This is a genomic window from Micromonospora sp. CA-248212 (assembly GCF_050948405.1).
Lineage (GTDB): Bacteria > Actinomycetota > Actinomycetes > Mycobacteriales > Micromonosporaceae > Micromonospora.
The window spans coordinates 2183051-2201789 of the sequence record NZ_CP192023.1 but is presented as its reverse complement, the minus strand read 5'-3'; the positions used below and the strand labels follow the sequence as shown (position 1 = coordinate 2201789).

The 18739-nt window shown below is 71.0% G+C and carries 15 protein-coding genes; 9 read left to right on the top strand and 6 right to left on the bottom strand.

Going from position 1 to position 18739, the window contains the following annotated elements; translation table 11 throughout:
* Positions 1-378 precede the first annotated feature (378 nt).
* A complete protein-coding gene (locus tag ACQP03_RS10845) occupies positions 379-1872 on the top strand; it encodes an arabinofuranosidase catalytic domain-containing protein (protein WP_357120477.1) in 1494 nt (497 codons plus the stop codon).
* Positions 1873-2014: 142 nt separating this feature from the next.
* Here ACQP03_RS10845 and ACQP03_RS10840 read toward each other — a convergent pair whose 3' ends face one another.
* Positions 2015-3376: an extracellular catalytic domain type 1 short-chain-length polyhydroxyalkanoate depolymerase gene (locus ACQP03_RS10840; protein ID WP_357120480.1), complete on the bottom strand. Its 1362-nt coding sequence runs from the start codon at positions 3374-3376 to the stop codon at positions 2015-2017.
* Positions 3377-3719: 343 nt separating this feature from the next.
* Between ACQP03_RS10840 and ACQP03_RS10835 the strand changes: the two genes are divergently transcribed.
* Positions 3720-4289 (top strand): hypothetical protein, encoded by a 570-nt coding sequence (locus tag ACQP03_RS10835; RefSeq protein ID WP_357120483.1) that lies wholly within the window; start codon positions 3720-3722, stop codon positions 4287-4289.
* Here ACQP03_RS10835 and ACQP03_RS10830 read toward each other — a convergent pair.
* Both ACQP03_RS10830 and ACQP03_RS10825 read right to left on the bottom strand, forming a co-directional pair.
* A complete protein-coding gene (locus tag ACQP03_RS10830; protein WP_357120486.1) occupies positions 4255-5043 on the bottom strand; it encodes a phosphatase PAP2 family protein in 789 nt (262 codons plus the stop codon). The two genes, ACQP03_RS10835 and ACQP03_RS10830, sit on opposite strands and share 35 nt — an antisense overlap.
* Positions 5044-5246: 203 nt before the next feature.
* Positions 5247-6887 carry an MDR family MFS transporter gene (locus ACQP03_RS10825; protein ID WP_357120489.1) on the bottom strand — a complete coding sequence of 547 codons (1641 nt, stop codon included), beginning with the start codon at positions 6885-6887 and terminating at the stop codon, positions 5247-5249.
* 174 nt (positions 6888-7061) lie between these two features.
* Between ACQP03_RS10825 and ACQP03_RS10820 the strand changes: the two genes are divergently transcribed.
* Positions 7062-7679, top strand: coding sequence for a TetR/AcrR family transcriptional regulator (locus tag ACQP03_RS10820; RefSeq protein ID WP_357120492.1), 618 nt, complete (start codon positions 7062-7064; stop codon positions 7677-7679).
* A 6-nt stretch (positions 7680-7685) separates the two neighbouring features.
* Here ACQP03_RS10820 and ACQP03_RS10815 read toward each other — a convergent pair whose 3' ends face one another.
* A complete protein-coding gene (locus ACQP03_RS10815) occupies positions 7686-9284 on the bottom strand; it encodes an arabinofuranosidase catalytic domain-containing protein (protein WP_357120495.1) in 1599 nt (532 codons plus the stop codon).
* Between the two features lie 192 nt (positions 9285-9476).
* Complete coding sequence (locus tag ACQP03_RS10810; RefSeq protein ID WP_357396619.1) at positions 9477-11312, bottom strand: RICIN domain-containing protein; 1836 nt, start codon at positions 11310-11312, stop codon at positions 9477-9479.
* 299 nt (positions 11313-11611) lie between these two features.
* Between ACQP03_RS10810 and ACQP03_RS10805 the strand changes: the two genes are divergently transcribed.
* Genes ACQP03_RS10805 through ACQP03_RS10790 form a run of 4 tightly spaced genes read left to right on the top strand, consistent with a single transcriptional unit; the run spans position 11612 to position 16415 of the window.
* Complete coding sequence (locus ACQP03_RS10805; protein WP_357120501.1) at positions 11612-12859, top strand: sugar ABC transporter substrate-binding protein; 1248 nt, start codon at positions 11612-11614, stop codon at positions 12857-12859.
* Between the two features lie 18 nt (positions 12860-12877).
* A complete protein-coding gene (locus ACQP03_RS10800; protein WP_357120504.1) occupies positions 12878-13849 on the top strand; it encodes a carbohydrate ABC transporter permease in 972 nt (323 codons plus the stop codon).
* Complete coding sequence (locus ACQP03_RS10795; RefSeq protein ID WP_357171492.1) at positions 13846-14670, top strand: carbohydrate ABC transporter permease; 825 nt, start codon at positions 13846-13848, stop codon at positions 14668-14670. The genes ACQP03_RS10800 and ACQP03_RS10795 overlap by 4 nt, the downstream gene beginning before the upstream one ends.
* Positions 14671-14702: 32 nt before the next feature.
* Positions 14703-16415, top strand: a complete 1713-nt coding sequence (locus ACQP03_RS10790; protein ID WP_357120510.1) for an amylo-alpha-1,6-glucosidase — start codon at positions 14703-14705, stop codon at positions 16413-16415.
* A gap of 225 nt (positions 16416-16640) precedes the next feature.
* Here the strand turns inward: ACQP03_RS10790 and ACQP03_RS10785 are convergent, their stop codons facing one another.
* The gene (locus tag ACQP03_RS10785; RefSeq protein WP_357120513.1) at positions 16641-17654 is read right to left on the bottom strand and encodes a LacI family DNA-binding transcriptional regulator; all 1014 of its coding nucleotides are present in this window, start codon (positions 17652-17654) and stop codon (positions 16641-16643) included.
* A gap of 213 nt (positions 17655-17867) precedes the next feature.
* Here ACQP03_RS10785 and ACQP03_RS10780 point away from each other — a divergent pair, with 213 nt between their 5' ends.
* Together ACQP03_RS10780 and ACQP03_RS10775 are read left to right on the top strand one after the other, a co-directional pair.
* Positions 17868-18317: an iron chaperone gene (locus tag ACQP03_RS10780; protein ID WP_357396613.1), complete on the top strand. Its 450-nt coding sequence runs from the start codon at positions 17868-17870 to the stop codon at positions 18315-18317.
* A gap of 11 nt (positions 18318-18328) precedes the next feature.
* A complete protein-coding gene (locus ACQP03_RS10775) occupies positions 18329-18676 on the top strand; it encodes a hypothetical protein (protein WP_357120520.1) in 348 nt (115 codons plus the stop codon).
* Positions 18677-18739: the final 63 nt, after the last annotated feature.

Here is an 18739-nt window from a genome sequence, read left to right as displayed (position 1 = left end):
GCTCACCACCGGGCGACCCGTGCCGAGGGCCGGACGACGGATGCCTGACCAGCGGCGCCCGCAGGTCGGCATCACCTCGATCGGCCGGAGCCGTGCCGTCGATCGGCCTTCCCACAATCGCTCCAGGCCACAGCCACCGCCGTCACCGCGACCCCGGGCCGGGTCGCGGGCGGCGACCGCACCACCGCGTACCCGTCGCGCCCGGCCCGCCGACCCCACCGTCCGCGCGGTCAATCCCGCGCCGGACGGTTCCGGCGACGCCGTACGCGCCCGCGGACCGGGCCCCGTCCCGTCGTCCCCCTGCTCAGAGTCCGGGCCCGAGCAGGGTGAACGGGGCGGGGCCCGCACACCGCCAACTCCCACCCTTGAGGAGAGAACGTGCGAACCCAAGACATCCGACATCGGCGACCGGCGCTCGTCGCCGCGGCCGCCACCCTCGTGCTCGTCGGCGCCGCCGCCGCTCAGACGGGCGCCTCGGCGGCCGCCGCCGGCTGCCAGGTCACCTACGCGGTCAGCTCCCAGTGGCAGGGCGGCTTCGGCGCCAACGTCACCATCACCAACGTGGGCGACGCCATCAACGGGTGGCGGCTGAACTGGAACTTCGCCGCCGGCCAGACCGTCACCCAGCTCTGGAACGGCAGCTTCACCCAGGCCGGCGCCCAGGTGAGCGTCACCAACGCCGCCTACAACGGCAGCATCGGAACCAACGGCAGCACCAGCTTCGGCTTCAACGGCAGTTGGACCGGCAGCAACCCGACGCCGACCTCCTTCGCCCTCAACGGCGTCACCTGCAACGGCGTGGTGGACCCGACGACGCCCCCGCCCACCACGCCCCCGCCCACCACGCCGCCTCCGACGACGCCGCCACCCACCACACCACCGCCCACCACGCCGCCGCCCACCACTCCCCCACCGAGCACGACGCTGCCCTGCGACATCTACGCGGCGGGCGGCACGCCCTGCGTCGCGGCGCACAGCACCACCCGCGCCCTGTACGCCTCCTACAACGGCTCGCTCTACCAGGTACGCCGATCCTCGGACAACACCACCCGTGCCATCGGCGTCCTCAGCGCGGGCGGACGCGCCAACTCCGCCACCCAGGACAGCTTCTGCGCGAACACCACATGCGTCATCACGGTCATCTACGACCAGTCGGGGCGTGGCAACAACCTCGGCTACCAGGGGGCCGGTGGCATCGGTGGCGCCGTACAACCGGCGGTCGCGACCAGGGAGTCGTTGACGGTCGGCGGGAACAAGGTCTACTCGCTCTACATCAACGGCAACAGCAGCTACTGGCGGGACGGTCACCTGACCGGCATCCCGACCGGCGCCGCGCCCGAGGGCATGTACATGGTGACCAGCGGCACCCACGTCAACAGCGGCTGCTGCTTCGACTACGGCAACAGCGAGACCACCCGCCGGGCCGACGGCGCGGGCGCGATGGACGCGATCTACTTCGGCACCAGTTGCTGGTTCGGTGGCTGCTCCGGCTCCGGCCCCTGGGTGCAGGCCGACCTGGAGTACGGCCTCTACCCCGGCGGCAGCAGCTCCTGGAACAGCAACCAGCGGGCCTTCACCAGCAAGTTCGTCACCGCCACCCTGAAGAACAACGGCACCTCACGCTTCGCCATCAAGGGCAGCAACGCCCAGTCCGGCGGCCTTTACACCCTCTATGACGGGTCGCTGCCACGCGGGTACAGCCCGATGAGGAAGCAGGGCGCGATCATCCTCGGCAGCGGCGGGGACTGCTGCATCGACAACTCCAACCAGAGCGTCGGTACGTTCTACGAGGGCGCGATGGTGGCGGGCTACCCGTCCGACGCGGCCGAGAACGCGGTGCAGGCGAACATCGTCGCCGCCGGCTACCGCTGAGAGCGCGTGACCGCCGCCCCGCGACGCGACGGCGGCGGTCACGAAGGTCCGCGCACGCCGTGTGGCCCGACCCGGGAACGTCCCGGGCCGGGCCACACCGGTGGTTCAGGCCGCGTTCCGGCTCACCACCATCGGGTACGCCTCAACCGCGCGTCCACTTCTGACCGTTGCCGCCGTTGCAGGTCGCGAGCACCACCTGGGTGCTGTTGGCGGTTCCACCGGCGTTCGGCGCGAGGCACAGTCCGGACTGCACACCGGTGACGGAGCCGTCCGTGTTGAGGTTCCACTGCTGGTTCGCGCCCCCGGTGCAGTCCCAGATGATCACCCGCGTGCCCGCCGTCGTCGCGGCGCCCTCGGCGTCCAGGCACTTCGTCCCGTACACCTGGAGTTGCCGGCCCGCCGTCGAGGCCCACTGCTGGTTCGCGCCGCCGTTGCAGTCCCACAACGCGACCTGGGTACCGTTCGTGCGCGACTGCGCCGGGACGTCCAGGCAGCGGCCGGCGGCGGAGTTGCGCAACGCCCCGGTCGTGCCGCCCGGGGGCGGCGTCGTCGGAGGTGTCGTCGTCGGAGGCGTCGTGCCGCTGGTGGTGTCGAAGCCGAGGAACCGGATCGCCTGCGCGGCGTCGAACGGGATGGAGTGGCCGTACCCCTGGAAGCTGATCGCCTCGACCGGCGCGGTGCCGCCGGTGCCGCCGTAACGCGTCCTGGTGGCGCTGGTCTGCGGGTAGTCGGTGTAGCTGGGGGTCTGGGACACGCCCTGCACGTTGGTCCACTGCTTGATCTGCTCGCCGAAGTTGACGTAGCTCAGCGTGGTGTCCGTGGTGCCGTGCCAGATCTGGAAGCGGGGACGCTTGCCGGTGTAGCCGGGGTACGCGTTGCGCACCAGATCGCCCCACTGCTGCGGGGTCTTCACGATCCGCCCGCCGGAGCACTCGCTGTTCCACTCCGCGCCGTTGGTGGTCGCGAAGCAACCGAACGGAACGCCCGAGGAGCTGACGCCGGCGTTGAACAGGTCGGGGTAGAGGCCGACCATCACGTTGGTCATCATGGCGCCGGAGGAGAAGCCGGCCACACCGATGCGGTCCGGGTCGACCGGGTAGCGACTCCGGACGTAGTCGACCATCGACTTGAGGCCGACCGGGTCGCTGCCGCCGTCGCGGCGCAGGGCCTGCGGGGAGGAGACGTCCCAGCACTTGCTGCTCCGGGTCACGGACGGGTAGATGACGATGTAGCCGTAGCGGTCGGCCAGCGAGCTGAGCCCGAAGCCGGTGTGCACGGCCGGGCCGCTGCCGGTGCAGTAGTGCAGGGCGAGCAGGAGAGCCGGACGCGCCGCTACCCGGTCCGGCACGTACAGGTGCATCTGCAGGTTCGTCGGGTTCGTGCCGAAGTTGGTTACCTGGGTGAGGGTCGCGGCCGACGCCGGGGTGGCGACCGTGACCACGGCCGTCATCGTCGCCAGCGCCGTCGCCAACGCGGCGGCCAGCAGTGCGAACCTTGTTCTCATGGGCGGATCCCTCTCGGTCGGTGGCAGCGTTGGTGGCGCGCGGGAAGGACGTTCGGGACGACGCCCTCGCGGGCGCGCGACATCTGCCGCGCGTCGCCGGCGGCTGGTGACAGGTGCTGATGGCGACGTCCGCTTGCCCGGAGGGGACGTCCGGATGGTGCGGGCCCGAAGCGGATGGCTCGCCCGGTGAGCCGTGGGTGCGGTCGCCTCGACATCGACTGTGAGCGATAACATGCCGTTCGTCAAGCCGTAACGGAGGACGCCGACGAAGCCCGCCCGGGGAGAACCGGACCGGGTCCGATCCCGCGCGGCGACACCAATCGGCGGCAGGCATCATGTCGGCGTGAACTCAACCCTGGCCGCTCTGCTCGGCTCCGCGATCACCGCCTGCGCCTCACTCCTGGTCGTGTGGACGCACAGCCGGGTCAAGCGACGCCAACGCGAGCGGGCCGAGCTTCAGCGGGCGTACGTCCTGGTCCTGTCCGGCGCGCTCCGCCTCGCCCACAAGGTCGAGGCGCTGCGGCAGACCCGGTACTGGCGGTCGGGGCTGCCCGAGGCGGGCAACGACCTGCTCGGCGGGCACAAGCCGCTGGGGCCGATGGGGCTGCACGACTGGCTGGCCCGGGACATGGTCACCGTGGAGGCCGCGTGGTCGGAGATCTGGACGCGTGGGGACCAGGACGGCATCGCGCTCGCCAACGGGCTGATGACCGCGTACAACGCCGTGCTGGCGGCCGCGTTGCAGGCCAGCGGGAGGGAGCCGTTCGAGGCGTCCGACGAGATGACGACCGGGATCCGCCGCCTCGGTGAGGCACGTCGGCAACTCGCCCTGCACGCCCGCCGGGCCGCCAAGCTGGGTCCGCGCGACGTCGACCTGTTCACCGAGCGGGAGTACGGCGTACCGGTGGGCTGATGTCGGGCTGGGCGTCGGCCGGGGGTGCCGACGCCGGCAGCGCCAGCTGGACGACGCCGAGCATCGCCGCCGCCACCACAGCGTCGAGCCAGTAGTGGTTGCCGGTGGCCACGACGACGAGCATGGTGACGAGCGGATGGGTCAGCCACAGCCACCGTAGGCGTCCACGGGTCACCGAAACGAGCGCGACGGCGACGGCCAGCGCCCACCCGACGTGCAGGGACGGCATGGCCGCGTACTGGTTGCTGAGCGCGTCAGTGTCGGGCGGCCCGTAGACGGAGGGCCCGTACCGGCTGCCGGTGTCCACCAAGGCCGTCAGCGCGGTCAGCCGGGGCGGCGCCAGCGGGACCACGACGTGCACTGCCAGGGCCGCCGCGGTGAGCACGGCGAGCGTACGGCGGGTGCGCAGGTAGCGCGCCGGGTGCCGCAGGTAGAGCCAGACCAGGGTGACGGCCGTGGCCGGGAAGTGCACGTACGCGTAGTAGCCGTTGGCCAGGTGCGCCAGCAGGGTGTGCGAGAGCACGGGGTGCTGGACGACGGCCTCGTCGGGCAGGCGCAGCAGCCGCTCCAGATGCCAGACGGACTCGCCGTTGGCCAGCGCCGTGGCCACCCGACCGGCCACCACCATCCGCGCCCCCTTGTAGAGGAGGAACAGCGTGGCGACCAGCAGCAGCTCCCGCACGGCCCGGCGCGCCGGAGCGGCCCGCCGGCCGGGCGTGACCGGCCTCGACGCCGTCAGCTCGGCGATTCCCACAGGCGTCTCGATTCGGTCGTAGGGCCTGTTTCACCGGGGCGGTCGAGCCGAGGCGGGGCCTGGACGACGATCCGGCAAGGCCACGCCGCCGGTCGTCGTCCGGACCCCGCCGCAGGCCGGCCAGTCCTTGTGAAACAGGCCCTCGGATCAGGGGCCGCCACCGTCGTGACGGTGGCGGCCCCTGATTCTGTGCTCTGCAGAGGTCAGCGCCGCTCGGGCGCCGCGTTCGCCGTGGAATCGGCGGCGACCTGGTCGAACGCGGGCGCTCCGTCGACCGCGTCGGCGGCCAGAGCCGTCGACGTGGCGGCGTCCGGCAGGTCGAGGCTGGTCCGCAGGGTGACCGGCCGGAGCAGGAGCGCCGCGATGACGCCGACCACCCCGATGGCCGCGGAGATGAGGAAGATGTGGCCGGTGGCGTCGCCGTACGCGGCGCGCACGATGTGCTGAACTCCGTCGGGCAGCGCGGTGATGTTGAGGTTGCTGTCGCCACCGCTGCCGGAGGTGGGGATCCCGGCGGCGGCCAGGTCGCGCGTGATCTGGTCGGTGACCCGGTGGGCCAGCACGGCGCCGAGCACCGAGACGCCGACCGCGCCGCCGAGCGACCGGAAGAACGCGACGCTGGAGCTGGCCGCGCCGATGTCCTTGAGGGCCACCGTGTTCTGGACGGCCAGGACGAGGTTCTGCATGGTCATGCCGACGCCGGTGCCGACGATGAACATGCCGACGCCGACGAGCACCAGAGACGTCTCGTGGTCGATGGTGCCGAGCAGGCCGAACCCGACGACCAGGGTGATCGAACCGGCGACGATGTACGGCTTGATCCGCCCGGTCCGGGTGATCAGCCGGCCGGCGACGATCGAGGAGCCGAGGACTCCGGCCATCAACGGGATGGTGAGGAGGCCGGCCTCCGTCGGGCTGTAACCCCGGCCGATCTGGAAGTACTGGCCGAGGAAGACCGCGCCACCGAACATGGCCATGCCGACCGCGAGGCTGCCCAGGATGGCCAGGGCGGTGGTGTGCTGGCGCACGATGGCGAGCGGGACGACCGGCTCGGCCGCCCGCGATTCGACCCAGACCGCGAGGGCGAGCAGGAGGAGCGAGCCGGCCACCATGGCCGCGCTCTGCCACGAGACCCAGGCGAACGAGCTGTCGACGAAGGAGATCCAGATCAGCAGCACGCTCACGCCGGCGGCGATCAGGCTCGCGCCCAGGTAGTCGATCTTGACGTTGTCCCGTCGGAACGTCGGCAGGTGCAGAGTCACCTGGAGCAGGATCAGCGCGACGACGGCGACCGGCACGCCCACGAAGAAGCACCAGCGCCAGCCGAGCCAGGACGTGTCGACGATGAGGCCGCCGAGCAGCGGGCCGCCGACGGTCGCCACCGCCATGACGCCGCCGAGGTAGCCGTTGTAGCGGCCGCGCTCGCGGGGCGGGATCATGGCGGCGATCGCCACCTGGACGAGAGCCTGCAGGCCGCCGACGCCGATGCCCTGGAACGCACGGGCCGCGATGAGCTGGCCGGCGCTCTGCGAGAAGCCGGCGATGACGGAGCCCAACAGGAACACCACGATGGCGACCTGGATGAGGAGCTTCTTGTTGAACAGGTCGGCGAGCTTGCCCCAGATCGGGGTGGTGGCCGTCGCCGTGAGCAGGGTCGCGGTGACCACCCAGGTGTACTGGGTCTGGGAGCCGTTCAACGCGCCAATGATCTTGGGAAGCGCGGTCGAGACGACCGTGCTGCTCAACATCGCGACGAAGAGCACCAGCAGCAGGCCGCTGAGCGCCTCGAGGGTCTGCCGATGGCTCATCGGCTCGGCGCCGGGCGTGGTGGTGGGTGCGCTCATCGCGCGGCCTCCCGCTTGTCGTGGGTTCCAGGACGACAACCAGGCGTACGCGGCGGCCTCGGGTACGGACATCCGCGCGCCTGAGTTGGTTGCCTCACGCAAGCATCTACCGATCTTGCCCAGTCGGCAAGTTTGCCCATTGAGAAGCCGGTCACTCGACGTACGCTGACGACGATGGACGAGATCACCGGCCTGCGGGAGCGCAAGAAGGCGGCCACCCGCCTGGCCCTGCACGAGTCAGCCCTACGCCTCGCGGCCGAGCAGGGCCCCGACAGCGTGACCGTCGAGGCGATCGCCGACGCCGCCAACGTCTCCCGGCGGACATTCTCGAACTACTTCTCGAACAAGGAGGAGGCGCTCTTCTACGGCGACACCGTGCGCCTGCGCCGCCTGTTGCAGTTGGTGCGCGAACGGCCGGGCGGTGAGCCGCCGTGGACCGTGCTGGGCCGGGCGGCCGAACACTTCACCGCGGAGTCGGCGCGCGACCGCGACCACGACTGGCTGACCCGACGCCGGCAGTTGCGCGGGCACCCGGGCCTGGCCGCGCACCAGGTCGCGGCGTACACCGCGATCGAGCGCGAGTTGGCGGCCGAGCTCGCGCATCGCCTCACCGGCGCCGAGGTGGCGCTGCGCGCCCGCCTGCTGACCGCGACCTTCCTGGCCGCCCTGCGCGTCGCCATGCAGCACTGGATTGACCACCCGGGCCGCGACCTGCTGGAGATCGTACGAATCGCGCTGAGCGAGGTCGGTCCCCCGCCGGCCGTGCGGCCGGCGGGGGACTCGGTGTCCTGATCGTCGTCAGCGGTAGCCGGCGCTCACCACGTTGGACTGGACCGCGTTCTCGGTCGCGTCGGACGGGTAGCCCGCGACCATCGCGCCCTCGTAGAACGTGCCGGCGCTGAGGTTCGCGCCGCCGTCGGGCTTGCAGCAGTCGCCGCCGCTGCCCAGGATGATCGCGCCCTGCTTCTTCATCGGGCTGTAGCCGGACGGCAGCGAGCCGTCCCACAGCGTGTACAGGCCACCGGACTGCGCGTCACTGCCCTTCATCGCGAAGCGGGACGTGCCGTTGTTCTTCAGCGTCGCGGTGACGAACTTGCTGGTGAACGCCCGCTGGTTCGGGTTCCACGAGCTGCTGCCACCCGGGAACAGACCCCACTCCAGGTCGGCCTGCACCCACGGGCCGCTGCCCGAGCAGCCGCCGAACCAGCACTGCTTGCCGAAGTTGATGGCGTCCATCGCACCGGCGGCGTCGGCCTTGCGGGTCGTCTCGCTGTTGCCGTAGTCGAAGCAGCAGCCGCTGTTGACGTGCGTGCCGCTGGTCACCATGTACATGCCCTCGGGCGCGGCGCCGGTCGGCACGCCGGTCAGGTGACCGTCCCGCCAGTAGCTGTTGCCCGGGTTGATGTAGAGCGAGTACGCCTTGCTGCCGCCCACCGTCAGGGACTCGGTGGTCGCCGTGGCCGGCCTGCTCTGCGGCGAGCCCGGAACCACGCTCGATCCCTGGTACCAGAGGTCGTTACCGCGCCCGGACTGGTCGAAGACGACCGTGATCACGCAGGTCGTGCCGGCGCAGAACGAGTCCTGCGTCGCCGCGTTGGCGGTGCCGCCCGTACCGGTCAGCCCGATGTTGCGGGTCGTGTTGTCCGACGAGCGCCGGACCTGGTAGAGGTTGCCGGCGTACGTCCCGTAGAGGGCCCGCGTGGTGCTGTGGGCCGCCACGCACGGGGTGCCACCGGAGGCGTAGATGTCACACGGGCGCGCACCGCCCGGCGGCGGGCTGGTCGGCGGCGCGGTGGTCGGCGGGACGCTGGTCGGCGGGGTGGTCGGCGAGGCCCACTGCTGGTTGGCGCCACCGTTGCAGGCCCAGAGGATGACCTTGGTGCCGTTCGCGGTGCCGGCCCCGTTGGCGTCGAGGCACAGCCCGGACTGCACTCCGGTGATGGTGCCGTTGCTGTTGACGTTCCACTGCTGGTTGGTCTGGCCGTTGCAGTCCCAGATGATCGCCTGGGTGCCGTTGGTGGTGCCGCGGCCGGAGGCGTCCAGGCACTTGTTGCCGTACACCGAGAGCTGTTTGCTCGACGTCCAGGTCCAGGTCTGGCCGGCCGCGCCGTTGCAGTCCCAGAGCTGGGTCTGGGTGCCGTTGGCGGTGCTGGAGTTGGGGACCTCCAGGCACCGGCCGGAGGCCGCGCCGACGATGGTGGTGCTCTGCCCCGGCGCGATGGCCGCCGCCATCGCCGCGGCCTCCGCGGCTGACGACGAGGCACCGGCCGTGGCGCCGACGGTGACGAGGACGAGGGCGCCGGCCAACGCGCCGGCCAGCATGGCCAGGCGCCCGGGGCGACGTCTCGGGATGGGATCGCGGGCCAGGCCGGGCCCGGTGGGGGACGGGGTACGCACAGGGTGGCTCCTGGAGAGTCGTGGCAGCGCACGGGGTGTGCCGACGCGCCGCAGGGTGGTGGCGGGGCGGGCGAATCGATTCGTAGCGATCGTAGGAGCGGATTTTGATCAGTGTCAATGAAAGCCCGGTCGGCGGGAATCCGGCGGTGGCCGTCCGTGCCGGCGGCCACCGCCGGGGTTCACGCGCGTCGCCTACCGACCCCAGAGACGCCAGGTCTGGTTTAGCGGGCTGCCCTGGGTGACCGCGTTGCAGGGCCACTGGATGACCGACGCGCGGGCCGCCGTGGAGACCCCGTTGACGTCGACACACTTGCCGCTGTGCCGGGCCACGAGTTGGTAGTCGTGCGCATCGTTGCCGGAGTAGGTCACCTTCCGGAGGGCGAACTGCTGGTTCGTCGCGTTCTGGCAGGTCCGCTGGATCACTGCGGCGGAGTTGGCGGTGGAAGCGCCGCTGACGTCGAGACACTTGCCGCTCTGCTGGTTGACCACCGTGTACGTGTTGGCCACGCCGGCGACCGGCCGGAAGTTCCAGAGCTGCTGGTCACCGCCCTCGCAGTAGAACTGCTGCTGCGCGTTGCCGTCGGCGGTGCTCAGGTTGGTGTTGTCCAGGCACTGCTGGGAGTGCTGGGCCACCGCCACCGACTGGAAGCCCGCCTCGGAGGGCGGCAGCAGGGTCACCGTGTACGTGTCGTTCTGGTTGCCGTACGGCAGGTTCACCGTGGCGTTGTTGTTGGACAGGTTGACGACGGTGTTCGAGACCGTGATGGGCCCCTGCACCGCGCCACCGTTGTTGTACGGGATGCGCTGCGTGAGCACCCGCACCTGGTTGTTCTGCACCACGCCGCTCGTCGTGTCGAGACGTTGCAGGTTGACGGCCAGGTTTCCGGTCGTACGACCGCCGCCGACCAGGACCTTCGCCACCCCGCTCGCCTTCGTGGCGTACGCGTCGTAGGACTGGCTGCCGGTCACCGCCACGATCTCCCCGGCCTGGGAGGCGTAGTAGCGGTAGACCCACCACTCCCCCTTGGGCTGGTGCTGGCCGGCCGAGTTGCGGACCAACAGGTTGCCGAGGTCGTTGTGCAGGTTGCCGGCGCTGGCCCAGTTGGCGCGCAGACCGTCCGCCTTGGCCCGCTCCAGACGCGAGATGTACCAGGCGCCGTCGGCCGGGTTCTGCTCGTTGGACGCCCCGTACTCGTTGATCTGGTACGGGCGGGGGTGCGCGATTCCGCGCGGATCGAGGGTGGCGTTGGCGGCCGCGACGTTGGCGACCGGGTCACCCGGCAGGGAGTGCCAGCTGATGATGTCCGGCACGGTGTTCGTCGAGCGGACGAAGTCGAGGTACTGGTTCCAGAACGCGTGCGAGGTCGACGGCACGCAGGCGCAGCTCGGCCCGACGATGAGCTGGTTGGGGAACTCCGTGCGGAGCCGCTGGTACGTGCGTCGCCAGAGCTCGAGGTACTGGGAGATCGGCCGGTTCCAGAAGATGGTGATGTTGGGTTCGTTCCAGATGTCCCACTGCACGGTCAGGCCGGAAGCCCGGACGTCGCCGATGACGCGGTTCAGGAAGTTGTCGTAGTCCGTCCAGTTGCCGTTGTCGCCGGGAAAGCGCGAGATGCCGGCACCGTCGGCGCCCCACAGGTCGTGCGGCAGCAGGATGAACTGCCCGCCGAGGGCGACGGTCCGGCGGGCCTGGGCGAGGGTGGCGTTCCAGCGGCGGTCGTAGTTTCCGCCGACCCAGCCACTGCCGGGCAGTTGCGCGCCGCCGGCCCGCATGTAGCGGAAGTTGACGTCGCGGTAGAAGTGGTCGGGTGGGCCGCTGGCGTTCTCGGTCATGCCGTAGATCCAGCCGGACGCACGGTAGGTCGGTGTGCCGGTGGTCGTGGAGAAGTTCACGCTTATCGACTCGTCGGCGGCCTGGGCGGGGGACGCGGCGACGGTGACGGCCGTGGTGGCGGCGAGCAGGCCGACGGCGAGTCGGGCGACGAGCGCGCGCGCTCGGCCGGGCCTGCTGCGGGACGGGGTTTTCACGGGCGGCTCCTTGGTGGGGCGCGGGGGACGCTCTCCGGAGGGCTGCGCTTGCGAATCGATTCGCTCGGATCGTAGGTCGGAGACTCACTCATGTCAATGAAGTGACGGTCCGGTAAAGCCGGTGTTTCCCGGTGCTCCTCACGAGGGCTGCCGGCCAACTCTTGACCACCGAACACGGACGGTCCTATCTTCGTGCGAACCGGTTCGTCGAATCGGTTCGCCTCATGGTCGGACCCGGTCCGGCCCGCGACGGTCAACCCACGACCCCACCACCCGATCGAGTTGAAGTGAGGCAGCACATGACACGACTCAACCGACGGCGGCGACTGGCCGCCGTGGCCGTGATAGCACTCGCCGCCGTGACGACCAGCGCCTGCTCGTCGTCCGGAGGCTCCGGCAACGACGACGGTGGCGGCGGCGCCTACCTCGTCTGGGACCCGTACCCCCAGTTCGCCGACGACTCCGACTGGGTCGCCCTGCTCAAGAAGTGCGGAACCTCGGCGGGCGTGACGGTCGAGCGGACCGGCTACGACACCACCGACCTGACCAACAAGGCGCTGCTCGCGGCCCAGCAGGGCAACTCGCCGGACGTGCTGATCGTCGACAACCCGGTCATCTCGACCCTGGCCGAGGCCGGCGCGCTCACCACGACCGAGGAGAACAAGCTGGACACCTCGAGCATGGAGAAGAACCTGCTCGGCGCGGGACAGAGTGGCGGCAAGACGTACGGCGTGCCGATCGGCGCCAACACGCTCGCGCTCTACTACAACAAGGACCTGCTGACCGCCGCCGGCGTCGACCCGGCCTCGGTCACCGACTGGACGTCGCTGACCACGGCGCTCACGAAGGTCAAGGCCAAGGGCAAGAAGGGCATCACCTTCTCCGCAATCGGCACCGAGGAGGGCAGCTTCCAGTTCCTGCCCTGGTTCTGGGGCTCGGGTGCGCAGCTGACCAGCCTCGACTCGCCACAGGCGGTCTCCGCGCTGACGCTGTGGAGCGACTGGCTGAAGCAGGGGCTGGCCCCGAACTCCGTCATCAACAACACCCAGACCACGAGCTGGCAGGAGTTCGCCACCGGCGACTTCGCGTTCGCCGAGAACGGCACCTGGCAGCTCGCCAACGCCGAGAAGCTCGGCTTCTCGTACGGCACCATCGCGATTCCGGCCAGCGCGGGTGGGCCGGCCCCGGCGCCGACCGGTGGTGAGTTCGTCTCCATCCCGGTACAGAAGAAAACCGGCCGGTACGCGACGTCGCAGCAGCTCGTCACCTGCCTGACCAGCGCCGACAACCTCCTGACCACCGACACCACCCTCTCCTACGTCGCACCGGTGGCCGCCGTGCAGGACCGGCAGGCCACCGAGAACCCCAAGCTCAAGGTCTGGGTCGAGGCGGTCCGGGCGGCCAAGGGTCGCACCGGCGACAACCTCGGCACGAAGTACCCGAAGATCTCCGAGCCCCTGTGGAGCGCCGTGCAGGCGGCTCTGAGCGGTGGGAAGTCGCCGCAGGAGGCGCTGACCGCCGCGCAGGCCACGGCCGCGAGCAAGTAAGCGCGCCGACGCGACGACATGACCCCCACGACGCAGACCTCCAGTACCACGCGGAGCGACGGTGGGGCGGCCGACGCCGCCCCACCCGGGCCCGCCGCGCCCCGTACCCGTCGACCCGGCCGCTGGCTGGCGTGGTGCTTCCTGGCGCCGACGGTCGTCTACCTGCTGGCCTTCTACGCCTACCCGCTCTATCGCAACGTCGAGCTGAGCCTGCGCGAGTACACCGTCCGGTCCTTCGTGCAGGGTGGCGCGCCCTTCGCCGGCCTGGACAACTACCGCACCGTCCTGACCGATCCGGCGTTCTGGCCGACGTTGACGCACACCCTGGTGTTCACCGGCGCGTCGCTCGTCTTCCAGTTCGGCATCGGCATGGCCCTGGCGCTCTTCTTCCGCCAGCACTTCCCGCTGTCGGGCACCCTGCGGGCGCTGATCCTCGTACCGTGGCTGCTGCCCCTGATCGTGTCCGCCTCGACCTGGTCGTGGCTGCTCAACAGCGACTCGGGCCTGGTCAACGCCGCGCTCGGCGTGGTGGGGGTCGACCCGGTCAACTGGCTCACGTCGCCGACGTGGTCGCTCACGTCGGTGATCATCGCCAACATCTGGATCGGGATCCCCTTCAACCTGGTGGTGCTCTACAGCGGCCTGCAGGCGATCCCGGTCGAGGTGTACGAGGCGTCCGCGCTCGACGGCGCGACCGGCTGGCAACGGTTCTGGTCGATCACGTTCCCGCTGCTGCGCCCGGTCTCCGCGATCACGCTGCTGCTCGGGCTGATCTACACGCTGAAGGTCTTCGACATCATCTGGATCATGACCAGGGGCGGCCCCAGCGGCTCCTCCGCCACGCTCGCCACCTGGTCCTACCGCCTGGGCTTCGGCAACCTGCTGCCCGAGTTCGGGCCGGGCGCGGCCGTCGGCAACCTGCTCATCGTGCTGGCGCTGGTCGCCGGGCTCGTCTACATCCGGTTCCAACGGAGGCAGCACCTACGATGACCACGTCACCGCGTCGAGTCTGGTGGAAGACCCTCGTCGGCCTGGCGCTGACCGGGCTGATGCTCTTCCCCGTCTACTGGATGATCAACGTGTCGTTCACCCGGGACCAGGACATGCGGGCCAGCCCGCCGCACCTGTTCCCGACGAACGGCACGCTGGACGGCTACCGGGCCGTCCTCGACCAGCAGCTCCCCTACCTCGGCACCAGCTTCGTGGTCGGCCTCGGGACGGTGGCGCTGACGGTGGCGCTCGCCGCCCCCGCGGGATACGCGCTCGCGAAGCTGCGCCCACCCGGCGGCCCGGTGCTGAGCTTCCTGCTGCTGATCGCCCAGATGATCCCCGGGATCATCATGGCGATGGGCTTCTACGCCATCTACCTCACCCTCGGCGTCCTGAACACGCTGCCCGGCCTGATCCTGGCCGACACCACACTCGCGGTGCCGTTCGCCGTACTGATCTTCACGGCCTTCATGTCGGGCATCCCCGACGAGCTGCTCCAGGCCGCCGTGGTCGACGGCGCGGGCCAGCTACGCACCTTCTGGTCGATCGTGCTGCCGGTCAGCCGCAACTCGATCGTCACGGTGTCGCTGTTCGCGTTCCTGTGGTCCTGGTCGGACTTCATCTTCGCCTCGACCCTCGCCGGTGGCGGCGACCACCAACCGATCACCCTCGGCATCTACCACTACATCGGCAACAACAACCAGCAGTGGAACGCCATCATGGCCACCGCTGTGGTCGCCTCCGTCCCCGCAGCCGTGCTGTTGATCCTGGCTCAGCGGTACGTCTCGATGGGCGTGACCGCCGGCGCCGTCAAGGACTGACCACCCGCACCACAGAAAGGCAGCCGCCACCCATGACTGTCGCCCCGCCCGGTCCGGAGTTCGCCATCCAGGACATCCCGTTCAGCTATCGGGGATCCTGGCTCAACATCTCCCCCGTGGTCGCCGAGAAGACGTACGCCGACGACCTGCACCTGGTGTCGCACCAGACCGGGCTGCACCCGGTGCTACGCCTCTGCCCCGGCGCCCCGGACACCACCGTCGTCGCCACGCCCGCGCTGCTGACCTGGCATGCCGGTCCCGGTCGGGTCGAGGCCGTCTTCGACGGACCGGACACCCTGCGGATCCGGGGCCGGCAGCTCGGCCTGCGGATCGCCGCGGCGGCGGACACGCTCACCCCGTTCAGCGGCAGCTACCTCTACCGCGACCCGGTCGACGGCTCGCACGTCTTCACCTCGTACGAGACCGGGCGTCGCTACCGGGTCACGGTCCTGGCCGGCGCGCTGCGCCGCGCCGACGGCGTCGAGGCGCTCGGCACCGCCGACCGGTCCCTGGACCTCGCCGGTGACGAGCCCTGGGAGATCGCCATCGAGGAGTACGCCACCGCGCGCCAGCCCTACGCCACGGCCGTCGCCTTCGACCAGGTGTGCCACGACCGGAGCGCCGAGTTCGCCGCGTTCGTCGACGCGGTCGCGCCGTGGCGCGGCGAGGACACCCCGGCCGCCGAACTGGCCGCGTACGTGCTGTGGTCCGCCACCGTCGACCCGGCGGGCTTCGTCACCCGACCCGCCGTCCTGATGTCCAAGCACTGGATGGACAAGGTGTGGAGCTGGGACCACTGCTTCAACGCGATCGCCCTGGCGGCCGGCGAGCCGGAGCTGGCCTGGCACCAGTTCCACCTGCCCTTCGACCACCAGGACGCCGCGGGCGCCCTCCCCGACTCGGTCACCCACTCCGAGGTCCTGCACAACTACGTCAAACCCCCGATCCACGGCTGGGCGCTGCGGCACCTGCGCCGACGTCTCCCCCACCCACCGGATCGGACGGCGCTCGCGCAGACGTACGACCGGCTGGCCCGGTGGACCGGATTCTGGCTGGACGCGCGCCGCGCACCCGGCCAGGAGCTACCGCACTACCAGCACGGCAACGACAGCGGCTGGGACAACGCCACCACGTTCGACGACCACCGGGTCCTGCAGACCGCCGATCTGGCCGCATTCCTCGTCTCGCAGTTGGACTGCCTGGCCGACCTCGCCACCGAGCTGGGCGAAGAGGCCGACCGGTGGTCCCGGGAGGCCGACCGGATCCGGGCGGCGATGCTCCGGGAGCTGTGGGACGGTGAGCGTTTCGCCGCCCGCAGCCCGCACACCGGGCAGCGGCGGACCAGCCGTAGCCTGCTCGACCTGATGCCGGTCGCGCTCGGCGCCGACCTGCCCACCCCGATCACCGACGCGCTGGCCCGGGGCGTCGAGGCCCACCTCACCACCCACGGGCTGGCGACCGAGCCGACGGACTCGACCCACTACCTCGCCGACGGCTACTGGCGGGGCCCGATCTGGGCGCCCTCCACCGTGCTGGTCGAGGACGGCCTGCGGCGGGCCGGGCACACCGCGATCGCCGACGACATCAGCCAGCGCTTCCTCGCGCTCTGCGAGAAATCGGGCTTCGCGGAGAACTTCGACGCCGAGACCGGCGCGGGGCTGCGCGACCGCGCGTACACCTGGACCGCCAGCAGCTACCTCATCCTCGCCGCCGCCCAGCAGGAGCGCCGGGCCGCGCGGCGCTGACCGGGCCAGCGTGTTCGCGCGTGGCCAACGTGGTCACGCGCGGCCGGCATGGTCACGCGCGGCCGCCGTGTTCGCGCGTGGCCAGCGTGGTGCCGTACGGCCGCCGTGTTCGCGCATGGCCGGCGTGGTGCCGTACGGCCGCCGTGGTCGCGCGGCCGCCGTGGTCGCGCGGCCGCCGTGGTCGCGCGGCCGCCGTGGTCGCGCGGCCGGCGGGAGCGGGCCGGATCAGCGAGCCCGGACCGGGCCCGTGCTGGACCGCAGCGAGATGGGTGGGCTGTACAGGCGGTGCCGCGGCACGCTGCCGGGGGCCGCGATGATCTCCAGCAGCAGTGACACCGCCTCCGCGCCCATGTCCCGCATGGGTACGTCCGCGGCGGTCAGCGCCGGCCGGAAGTCCTCTGCCCAGTGCTGGGCGGCGACGCCGGTGACGGAGAAGTCCGCCGGCACGGCCAACCCGGCGCCGGTCAGCGCGCGCTGCATCCCGGGCAGCGCCGCCTCGTTGATGGTGGCCACGGCCGTGACCTCCGGATGTGTGACGAGCAACTGCTCCACGCAGGCCTCGCCGGAGGCGGTGTCGTCGCCGCAGCAGACGTCGATGCCGGCGAGGCCCCGCTCCGCCACCGCCGCCTGGAAGCCGGCCAGGGCTCGGTGGCTCGGACCGTAACCCGCCGCCACCAGCTCGGCGGAGCGGTTCACCAGGGCCACGTGGCGGTGCCCCAGGTCGGCCAGGTGGTGCACGCAGCGTGCGATCAACCCGGCGTAGTCGATGTCGACCCAGCTCATGCCGTGCGCCTCGGCCGTGCGACCGATCGTGACGAACGGCAGACCAGCGCGAGCCAGCCGGGTCACCCGGTCGTCCTCCAACCGGATCTCCATCAGCACGACGCCGTCGACGCGACGCCCGGTGACGATCCGCTCGAACGAACGGTCGTGGTCGCCTCCCGACGGGGACAGCAGCACGTCGAGGTCGTGTCGGGCGGCGGCCTCGACGACGCTGGCGACGAAGCCCAACTGCATGTCGGTCAATCGTTGGCTGGCCGGTGGGATCACCAGCCCGAGGGTGCGCGTACGCCCCTCCTTCAGCGCACGGGCGCTGGCGTTCGGCCGGTAGTCCAGCTCGTCGATGACCGCCTGGATCCGCTGCCGGGTCGCCTCCGACACCGTCCGCTTGCCGCTGAGCACGTACGAGACCGTGCTGCGGGACACCCCCGCCCGTCGGGCGATCTCCCCGATGTTCATCCGCCGCCCTCGAATCGATCCCTGCCCCGCCGGGGACGCGCCCTGACCCGGGTCCGAGCATAGGCGCTCGGCGAAGCGACCCGGAGGTCCCGCCCGGCGCACCCCGCCCCGAGCCGGTCAGGAATCAAGAAGCTCCCGGGCGCTGTCCGGGCCTAGCCTTTTCCCAGGTGGCCGGCAGGATGCCGAACCACGACGAGCGAGAGGGAGCCCGACATGTCCGAGAAGTCCTCCACGACCGATTCCGCCGGCTTCAGCGCCGAGGAGCGTGCCGCGATGAAGGAGCGTGCGGCAGAGCTGCGCGCCGAGGGCAAGAAGGGCGCCAAGAAGGCCGACGGGTTGCAGGCGGTCCTCGACCGGATCGCGCAGATGGCGCCGGACGACCGCGCGCTCGCCGAGCGGGTGCACGTGGCGGTCACCACCGCCGCGCCCGAGCTGTCGCCGAAGACGTGGTACGGGATGCCCGCGTACGCGAACGCCGCCGACAAGATCGTCGTCTTCTATCAGGACTCCGGCAAGTTCAACTACCGGTACTCGACGCTGGGCTTCCAGGACCCGGCCAACCTCGACGACGGCGACCTCTGGCCGGTGTCGTACGCCCTGCGCGCGTGGAGCCCCGAGGTGGAGAAGCGGATCGTCGAGCTGGTGCGCGCGGCGGTCTCCTGAAGCACGCTCTGGTGGGCCGTGCACCCACCAGCGATGATCGGGACGTGTCGCCCTGGGAGTTCGTCACGGATATCGGCGTACCGCTGTTCTTCGTCGTCGGTGCGGCAGTCACCGCGGTCGGCGCGTTCACCGATCCGCCGCAGGATTTCTCCTGGCCGCGCGGCTGGGAGTGGGCGTGGGTGGGCGTGTGGGTCATGGCGAGCGGCGAGGCGGCGTTCGGCACCGACCGACCGTGGTTCGAGCGCGCCTGGAAGGGCGCCGTCACCCTCCTCGTCGCCGTGGCATTCGTGGTCGCCGTGTGGCGACGATGGCGGTGGCGCACGAGGGCCCGAGGCACGGACGCCGGCGCGGCGGGGTAGACCACGGTTGGGCGACACGCCCGGCCCGCCGCCGGCGCGGGGCCGGCGGCGGGCGGGAACGCG

Excerpts from the sequence above, each read along its gene's own strand:
- ACQP03_RS10825 (WP_357120489.1), bottom strand. The coding sequence starts at position 6,887 with ATGAGCGCACCCACCACCACGCCCGGCGCCGAGCCGATGAGCCATCGG.
- ACQP03_RS10805 (WP_357120501.1), top strand. The coding sequence starts at position 11,612 with ATGACACGACTCAACCGACGGCGGCGACTGGCCGCCGTGGCCGTGATA.
- ACQP03_RS10800 (WP_357120504.1), top strand. The coding sequence starts at position 12,878 with ATGACCCCCACGACGCAGACCTCCAGTACCACGCGGAGCGACGGTGGG.
- ACQP03_RS10790 (WP_357120510.1), top strand. The coding sequence starts at position 14,703 with ATGACTGTCGCCCCGCCCGGTCCGGAGTTCGCCATCCAGGACATCCCG.
- ACQP03_RS10785 (WP_357120513.1), bottom strand. The coding sequence starts at position 17,654 with ATGAACATCGGGGAGATCGCCCGACGGGCGGGGGTGTCCCGCAGCACG.
- ACQP03_RS10795 (WP_357171492.1), top strand. The coding sequence starts at position 13,846 with ATGACCACGTCACCGCGTCGAGTCTGGTGGAAGACCCTCGTCGGCCTG.
- ACQP03_RS10840 (WP_357120480.1), bottom strand. The coding sequence starts at position 3,376 with ATGAGAACAAGGTTCGCACTGCTGGCCGCCGCGTTGGCGACGGCGCTG.
- ACQP03_RS10780 (WP_357396613.1), top strand. The coding sequence starts at position 17,868 with ATGTCCGAGAAGTCCTCCACGACCGATTCCGCCGGCTTCAGCGCCGAG.
- ACQP03_RS10820 (WP_357120492.1), top strand. The coding sequence starts at position 7,062 with ATGGACGAGATCACCGGCCTGCGGGAGCGCAAGAAGGCGGCCACCCGC.